Source organism: Kitasatospora sp. NPDC057512 (assembly GCF_042802135.1).
Classification (GTDB): Bacteria; Actinomycetota; Actinomycetes; order Streptomycetales; family Streptomycetaceae; genus Kitasatospora.
This window is the reverse complement of record NZ_JBHVET010000028.1, coordinates 19,177-27,261: the sequence shown is the minus strand read 5'-3', so window position 1 is coordinate 27,261 and position 8,085 is coordinate 19,177. Positions and strand designations below refer to the sequence as shown.

General features: G+C 75.5%; 6 protein-coding genes. All 6 read right to left on the bottom strand.

The features are described from left to right. Nucleotides 1-59 precede the first annotated feature (59 nt). Nucleotides 60-845 carry a DUF3050 domain-containing protein gene (locus tag ACFU6K_RS03900; RefSeq protein WP_074004880.1) on the bottom strand — a complete coding sequence of 262 codons (786 nt, stop codon included), beginning with the start codon at nt 843-845 and terminating at the stop codon, nt 60-62. A gap of 66 nt (nt 846-911) precedes the next feature. Next, nucleotides 912-1,880 carry an alpha-ketoacid dehydrogenase subunit beta gene (locus ACFU6K_RS03895; RefSeq protein ID WP_380660726.1) on the bottom strand — a complete coding sequence of 323 codons (969 nt, stop codon included), beginning with the start codon at nt 1,878-1,880 and terminating at the stop codon, nt 912-914. Further along, the gene (locus ACFU6K_RS03890) at nt 1,877-2,950 is read right to left on the bottom strand and encodes a thiamine pyrophosphate-dependent dehydrogenase E1 component subunit alpha (protein ID WP_380660725.1); all 1,074 of its coding nucleotides are present in this window, start codon (nt 2,948-2,950) and stop codon (nt 1,877-1,879) included. Before ACFU6K_RS03890 ends, ACFU6K_RS03895 begins: the two co-directional genes overlap by 4 nt. Then, nucleotides 2,947-4,881, bottom strand: coding sequence for a 4-hydroxyphenylpyruvate dioxygenase (gene hppD / locus ACFU6K_RS03885; RefSeq protein ID WP_380660724.1), 1,935 nt, complete (start codon nt 4,879-4,881; stop codon nt 2,947-2,949). The genes ACFU6K_RS03890 and hppD overlap by 4 nt, the downstream gene beginning before the upstream one ends. Before the next feature lie 115 nt (nt 4,882-4,996). Further along, on the bottom strand, nt 4,997-6,295 hold the full coding sequence (locus ACFU6K_RS03880; RefSeq protein ID WP_380660723.1) for a beta-ketoacyl-[acyl-carrier-protein] synthase family protein: 1,299 nt from the start codon (nt 6,293-6,295) through the stop codon (nt 4,997-4,999). Further along, nucleotides 6,292-7,908 (bottom strand): class I adenylate-forming enzyme family protein, encoded by a 1,617-nt coding sequence (locus ACFU6K_RS03875; protein ID WP_380660722.1) that lies wholly within the window; start codon nt 7,906-7,908, stop codon nt 6,292-6,294. The genes ACFU6K_RS03880 and ACFU6K_RS03875 overlap by 4 nt, the downstream gene beginning before the upstream one ends. Nucleotides 7,909-8,085 lie beyond the last annotated feature (177 nt).

Below are 8,085 nucleotides of genomic sequence, written 5' to 3'. Positions count from 1 at the left end.
CGGTGAACCTCCCCCTGGGCGTCCTTCCCGCCGCGACCGCGGACGTCCTTCGGCAGGCCTCAGAAGGACCGCTCGATCGCGGTCCACAGCTGGAGCCGGGCGCGCAGCGCGGTGCGGACCGTCTCCGCGCAGGAGTCCCACTTGTCCTGGTCGTCGCCGCACAGGTCGATCAGCATCTGCATCGCCATCGGGGTGTGCTGCTCGCCGTCGACCTCGATGTGACGGGCCAGGTAGTCCTTGAAGACGGTGAGCGCGCCCTCGGGGTCGTCGATCCGGATGACCTGGGTGAACATGTCCGGGATCAGGTCCTCGCGGCCGAAGGCGAAGGCGGCGGCCCGGCAGTGCACCGGCGCGTTCTCCACGATCGACCAGGTGGTGGAGGTGAAGTCCAGGGCGGGCTGCGGCACTCCGGCGTTCTTCAGGGCGTCCGGTACGGCGGTGCCGGAGCCCAGCAGGGCCAGGAACTCCTCGATCGGGCGCGGGTCGGCACCGGCCTGCCGCATGCCCTCGACGTACAGCTCGAAGTGGCTGGTGTAGCCCTCGCCGAGCTCGTCGCTCTCCTCGACCAGCACGATCTCGTTGATCAGCCGGCGGCTGGCGGTCGGGCCGTTCGGGACCCACGGCACGTCCACGCAGGTGAGGTCGCGCTGGAGGCTCTTGAGCAGCGACATGAAGTCCCAGACGGCGAAGACGTGGCTGCCGAGGAAGGTGCGGACCCGCTCGATGCCGGTGAGCGAGCGGTACACCGAGTGCTCGACCACCTCGCGGCGCAGCGGGTCGATGGCCTGCTGGAGGCTGGTCAGGCCGGGGTGCGAGCGGTCCCAGTGGTAGCGGTTCGTGGACAACGGGGCTCCTTGGTCGGGCTGTCGGGCTGTCGGGCATTCGGGGTGCGCGGGGTGTTCGGGGCGCGGTCAGCGGTGCTTCAGCACGAGGTCCAGCGCGTGCCGCAGCTGCTCGCGGCCGGGCTGGACGGCGCGGTCGAGGGCGGGGGCGAAGGGCAGGACGGCGCCGTCCGGGCGGGTGATCCGGCGGGGCGGGGCGACCAGGCGCATCTCCTCGGCGGCGGTGGCCAGCACCTCGGCGCCGAAGCCGCAGCTGCGGTTGGAGTCGTCCAGGACGACCAGGCGGCCGGTGCGCTCCAGCGAGTCGGCGAGCGCCTGCCAGTCGAAGGGGTACACGGTGCGCGGGTCGAGGACCTCCACCGAGACCTCCGGCGCCAGTTCCTCGGCCACCGCGAGGGCGTCGTGCACCAGGTGCCCGAGGGCGACCACGGTGACGTCGCCGCCCGGCCGGTGGATCCGGGCCCGGCCGAGCGGTACGGGGGCGAGGTCCCAGGTGACGGTCTCGCGCACCGGCATCGCGGCGGCGGGCGCGAACACCACGACCGGGTCCGGGTCGCGGATCGCCGAGCGCAGCAGCCCGTAGGCGTCGGTCGGGGTGGCGGGCACCACGGTCTTCACCCCGGCGTGCGCGAACAGGCTGTACGGGTGGTCGGAGTGCTGCCCGGCCCAGCCGTCCCGGGAGCCCGAGCCGGGCACCAGGCAGGTCAGCGGGACGGCGGCCTGGCCGCCGGTCATCAGCGAGAACTTGTGGGCCTGGTTGACGAGTTGCTCGAAGACCAGGAACAGCAGCGACGGGATCTGGAACTCCAGCACCGGACGCCGGCCGGCCAGCGCGGCGCCGACCGCCATCGAGGTGAAGGCCTGCTCGGACAGCGGGGTGTCGACGATCCGCCCCGGCCCGAAGCGGTCCAGCAGACCGAGGGTCGGCCCGGCCAGGCCGGCGCCGATGTCCTCGCCGAAGACGCAGACCGTCGGATCGGCGGCGAGTTCGTCGGCCAGTGCCCGGTTGAGCGCCTTGGTGTACGAGAGCCTGGTCACGGTGTCACCCCCGCCCGGGGCCGCAGTCCGTCGGCGTACAGGTGGTCCAGCGCGCCCGCCGGGTCCGGGTGTTCCGAGGCGAGCGCGAACTCCTCGGCGGCGGCGAGCTGTTCGGACACCGAGCGGTCCAGCTCGGCGACCGTCGCGGGGTCGAGCAGGGCGGCGGCCCGGGGGAGCGGGTCGCGCTCGCGCCAGGCGTCGACCTCCTCGGGGGAGCGGTAGCGCAGCTTCATCCGGCGCTCCATGGTGTGGTGGCCCTCGTAGCGGTAGGTGCGGCAGGCCAGGAAACCCGGGCCGCGGCCGCCGCGGGCCCGCGCGACGGCGCGCAGCGCGGCGGTGCGGACGGCCTCGGTGTCCATGCCGTCCACCTCCTCGGCGGGGATGCCGAAGGCGGCGGCCCGGCCGGTGGCGCTGCCCGCGACGGCGGTGGCGGCGGGCAGGGTGGTGGCGTAGCCGTTGTCCTCGCAGACGAACAGCATCGGCAGGCGCCACATCGCGGCGAGGTTGAGCGACTCCAGCAGGACGCCCTGGTTGAGCGCGCCGTCGCCGAAGAAGGCCACCGCGACCGGGGTCCGGCCGGCCTCCGAACCGGCGGGCTCCGAACCGTCGGCCGTCGTCCGTTCAGGGGTGGCGGCCGCCCAGGCCGCGCCGACCGCGATCGGGGCACCGGCGCCGACCATGCCGTTGGCGCCGAGGATGCCCAGCGAGAGGTCGGCGGCGTGCATGGAGCCGCCCCGGCCGCCGTTCGACCCGCCGACCCGCCCCAGGAGCTCGGCGAGCAGCCGGTGCGGTGCGGTGCCCCGGGCGAGCACGTGGCCGTGGCCGCGGTGGGTGCTGGCGAGCCGGTCGGCCGGGCCGAGCGCCGAGCAGACGCCGACCGCGACGGCCTCCTGCCCGATGTACGGGTGGATGCCGCCGGGGATCGCGCCGGACTTCACCAGGCCGAGCGCCAGCTCCTCGAAGCCGCGGATCAGCCGCAGCATCCGGTAGCGCTCGGCGGGGGTGTCCAGCGGGGCGGGGCGGCCCGGCAGTGCGGGGGCCTCTCCGGCCGTGTGCGCGGGAGGGGTCACGGCCGTCCCCGCCAGATCACCGGGCAGAACCGCGGGTCGGCGTAGTCCGGTCGGCCGTCGTCCGTACGGCTCACCAGCACGTCGTGGTTGTACACGACCGGCTCGCCGTCCGGCCGGTCGTGCCGGCGGTACTCGTTGGCGCCGTCCTGGAGGTGCAGCGAGACCGCCCGGCGGGGGAAGGAGGCGAGGTTGGGGCCGCTGCCGTGGTAGGTGCGGCAGTGGTGGAAGGACATGTGGCCGCGCGGGATCAGCATCGGGACCTTGCGTACCCGCTGCCCGTTGTGGGCGGCGTTGGCGGCCAGGATGGCCTCCAGCTCGGAGCCGTCGCGGTCGGCGAAGTGCCGGGTGGAGTCCTCGCCGGAGGGCAGCTCCCGCCAGCGGTGGCTGCCGTCGACCATGGTGATGGTGCCGTTCTCCTCGCGGCAGTCGTGGAACGGGATGAAGGCGGTGAGCATCTCCTCGGAGGTGCAGGTCTGCCAGTAGTGCTTGTCGAAGTGCCACGGCACCCGGTTGCTGGGCTCCTCGGGCACCGGGGGCTTGTAGATGAGCGTCGACTGGAAGACCCGGATCTCCTCGGTGCCGGCGAGCAGCGCGGCCACCGCGCCGATCAGCGGCTTGCGCAGGATCGCGCCGATGGCGTCGCTCTCGTGGTGCACGTAGTCGTTGTGCCGCTGGACCGGCCCGTCCTCGGGCCGCCAGGAGGCCAGCCGGGGCGGCCGGACGGGCAGCTCGCGGTCCCGGTGGCCGGCGTAGTACGCCTCGGTGGCGGCCTGGAGGGTGTCCAGCTCCTCGTCGCTGAAGAGCCTGCGGGAGAGGTACCAGCCGTGCTCGCGGTAGTGCGCCACCTCGTCGGGGGTGGGCAGCAGGGCGCGCTCGGCCTCGGTGAGCCGGAACCCGGGGGCGGCGGCCTTCGGGCGGGCCCCCTTCGGCCGTGCGGGGGCGGGCCGGTCCTCGGCGGCGGGGCCCTGCCGTTCGACCGCCTCGTAGAGGGCCTTGATGTTCGCGGTGCCGAAGGTACCCGCTCCCTGCCGCTCGATCAGTTCGAGGAAATAGGTGCGCCGGGGGTGGGTCGAGCGGGCGAAGATCTGGAACAGCTGGCCGCCGTGGTCCTGGTCGACCAGCACGTGCAGGTCGCGCAGGGTCGCCACCGGGATGGCCGTCTCGCCGAAGCGGTCCGCCAGGGCGTCGAAGTAGGCGTCCGGGGTGGTCAGGAACTCCACGCCGCGCTCCCGGGCGGTCCGGACGGCGCCGGCGATGTCGCGGGTGCTGAAGGCGAGGTGTTGGACGCCGGCCCCGCCGTGGGCGGCGAGGAACTCGTCGATCTGGCCGGGGCGGCGGGTGGTGTCGGGCTCGATCAGGGTGAAGGTGACGCCGCCGGAGGCGCTCTGCACCACCTTGGAGTCCATCGCCTGCTCGCCGACCTCGATGTACTCCTCGAAGATCGTGCGGAAGTCCAGCGCGCTCTCGCAGAACCGTACGGCCTCCGCGAGCGTGCCGCCCGGCAGGCAGATCGCGACGTGGTCGAGGCCGTCCAGCAGGCGGGGCTCCGGGGCGGGCTCGGTGTCCGGCAGCGGGACCAGGCGCAGCGCGGTGTCGCCGAAGCCCTCGATCAGGGCGCCGGCCCGGTCGAGCACCCGGGCGCCGTGCCGCTCGGCCCGCTCCAGCGCTGCCGCCGGGTCGGCGCAGCCGAGGGCGAGGACGGCGACGCCGTCCCCGTGCCGGGTGACGTACTCGGCCACCGGGTGCTCGGGGTCGGCGGCGGAGGTCAGCCGCAGCCGGATGGTGCCCTGGCGCAGCCCGATGGTGCGGGAGCCGTCCGGGGCGGTGGCCGGGGCGTCGGCGGTGAAGCCGAGGTCGGCGCCGAGTCCGGCCGCGGTCTTGTCGGCGTCCGCGCAGTGGAACTCGACGTGGGTGATGGTCTGGATGGACAACGGGATCTCCCCCCGGGAGGGATGGTGGATCGAGGATCGGGGCGCGCCGGCGCCGCGCGGCGGGCGACCGCGGTCGGGGCGGCGGCCGTAGGGCGACGGTCGGGCGGCGGTACCGCTAGCGGGCGGTCCGGGTGGAGGCCGGGCCGAGGATCAGGCTGAGGTTGTGGCCGCCGAAGGCGAAGGCGTTGCTCAGCGCGGCGCGCACCGGGACGGTCCGGGCGGCGCCCCGGACGTGGTCCAGGTCGCAGGCCGGGTCGGGGTCGGTCAGGTTGAGGGTGGGCGGCAGCGTTCCCCGCGCCACCGCCAGGGCGGTCACCGCCGCCTCCAACGCGCCCGCGGCGCCCAGCAGATGGCCGGTGGCGCCCTTGGTGGAGCTGACCGCGGGCGGCGCGGAGCCGAAGACGGTGCGCAGGGCGGCGGTCTCGGCCACGTCGCCGAGTCTGGTGCCGGTGCCGTGGGCGTTCACGTAGTCGATGTCGCCCGGGGCCAGGCCCGCGTTGGCGAGTGCGGCGCGCATCGCGTCGGCTGCGCCGGTGCCGTCCGGGCGGGGCATGGTCGGGTGGTGGGCGTCGGTGGAGGCGCCCCAGCCGAGGACGTCCGCGTAGCCGGCGGCGCCGCGCGCCTCGGCGTGCTCGGCCCGTTCCAGGACCAGGACGGCGCTGCCCTCGCCGAGCACGAAGCCGTTGCGGCGGGCGTCGAAGGGCCGGCTGGCCTGCTCCGGTTCCTCCCAACCCTGCGCCAGGGCGCGGGCGTTGGTGAAGGCGGCGGCGATGGTCGGGTGCAGCGAGGACTCGGTGCCCCCGCACACCACCACGTCGGCGTCGCCGGCCCGGATCAGCCGCAGCCCCTCGGCGATCGCCTGGGCGCCGGCCGCGCAGGCCGTCACCACGGCGGAGCTGTAGCCCCGGATGCCGTGCTTGATGGCGATCCGGGCGGCGGCCATGTTGGAGAGCATGCCGGGCAGCAGGTACGGGCTGACGCCGGGCCGGCCGCGCTCCAGCCGGCGGTGCGACTGCTGCTCGAAGGTCTCCAGTCCGCCGCCACCGGTGGCCAGGACCACGGCGGTGCGGTGCGGGTCGGCGTCCCGGCCGACGGCCAGTCCGGCGTCGGCGAGCGCGTCGTCGGCGGCGGCCAGGGCGAGCAGCACGAAGCGGTCCACGCAGCGGGTCTCGGTGGGCGGCAGCACCTCCCGGCCGTCCACGGCGGGGGCGAGCCCGGCGGCGGGCAGCCAGCCGTGCGCGGCATGGCCCTCGGGGACGGCGCGCAGGCCGGAGCGGCCGGCGGTCAGCGCCTCGAACATCTCGGCGGGTTCGCGGCCGAGCGGGGAGACCAGGCCGATGCCGGTGACGACGGCGCCGGGGCGCGGGGTCGTGCGCGCGTCCTGCCCGTTCAGGGGCACACTCCGCCCGCTCACGCGCCCACCGCCGCGAGGTGGGTCTCGCGCAGCAGGACCTTGCGGACCTTGCCGGTCGGGCCGAGCGGGATGTCCTCGGGGGAGACCACCAGCACCTTGCGGACGGTCGCGGCGGCGGCCTCGTCCAGGGCGGCGACCACCGCCCCGGTGCGGTCCGCGGCCGGGTCGGCGTCCGCGGCGAGGAGCAGCAGCACATCGGTGACCACGCGCTCGCCGTCCCGTACCGCGACCACCGTGCAGTCCAGCACGTCCGGGCAGGCGGCCAGCACCCGCTCCTCCGACATCGCGGTGAACAGCCGCTTGCCGCTGCCGAGTTCGACCGAGTCGACGGCCCGGTCCACGTGGTAGTAGTAGCCCTCCTCGTCCCGGTACATCAGGTCCCCGGTGAGGAAGCGGCCGCGCAGCCGGGTGCGGAAGGTGGTGGCCGAGTCGTTCCAGTAGCCGAGCGCCAGGGTCGGTGATGCGGTGGCGAGTTCACCGACCTCGCCGGGCCCGAGCGGCTCGCCGTCCGGGCCGACCACCTCGCAGTCCACGAAGGCGTGCGGGCGGCCGACGCAGCGGCCGTAGCGCTCGGTGCCGGGGCCGTGGGTGATGAAGAAGTGCGAGTGCCCCATCTCGGTGGAGCCGAGGCCGTCCACGAACAGCGAGCCGGGCAGCCGGGCGCGGCCGGCCCGGGTGACGGTCTCCCGGCTGCCGGTGGCGATCAGGCGGCGGATGTGCACCTCGTGGGCGCAGTCGCCGGTGTTCCACCAGAGCGCGACGGAGGTCAGGTCGCGGGCGGCGAGGTCGTGCCGGGCGAGGTCGGCCCAGGTGGCGGCGAAGCCGATCACCCCGGTGGGCCGCCACCGCTCGACGGCCTCCAGCACGCCGTCGCCGGACTGCCGGGAGAGCACGGCGAGTTCGGTGTGCGAGCTGAGCGCGAGGTTCAGCGCGATCAGGGTGGCGGCGTGCGGGGCGGGCAGCGCGCTGAGCATCCGGTCCTGGCCCTGCGGGCGGGGCAGCCGCAGCCGGTGGCGGATCGCGGCGTACAGGCTCGCGTGGGAGTGGACGACGGCCTTGGGCATGCCGGTGGTGCCGGAGGAGTGGGTGATCGCCACCGGGTCGCCGGACCAGTGCCGGTACGGCTCCGGGGCGGCGTCCGGGTCGCCGGCGCCGAGGGCGGCGATCTCGGGCAGCAGCGGCGCGCCCGGGTCGTGGCCGGCCAGGGCGGCCAGGTGGGCGGGGTCCGCGAGGACGCCGGCCGCGCCGAGGCGGGCGATGTAGCGGGCGGCGCGCTCGCCGTCCAGGTTGGGGTTGAGCAGTGCGGGGACGGCGCCGAGCCGGGCCAGGGCGAGGAAGGCGAGCACGTGGTCGGCGGCGTCGCTCGCGTACACCACCACCGGGTCGCGCCGGGTGATGCCCAGGCCGTGCAGTGCGGCGGCGCGGGCCCGGACGGCGCGGTCCAGCTCGCGCAGGGTGAACGGCTGCCAGGCGGGGTGGTCGTCCACCGGGGTGTCGAAGCTGAGCAGCGGAACGTCCAGGTCGAGCCCGAGGGCGATCCGGGCGGTCAGGACGTTGCCGGCGCCCACGTCGGGGTCGTCCGCGAGCTGGGTGCGGAGGCTGCGGATGGTCACGGGGGTGGATCCCTCCCTCGGGGCCGGTGGACGGCCCGGGCGGCTGATCGGATGGCAGGGTCGGTCGGCCGCGCGGGGGCGGCGGGTGCGGTCGGCTGCTCGGGCGGCGTGCGGCGAGTGGCGTGCGGCGAGTGGCGGGCTGCGTGCGGTCGGTCGCCCGGGTGCCGGGTGCCTGGT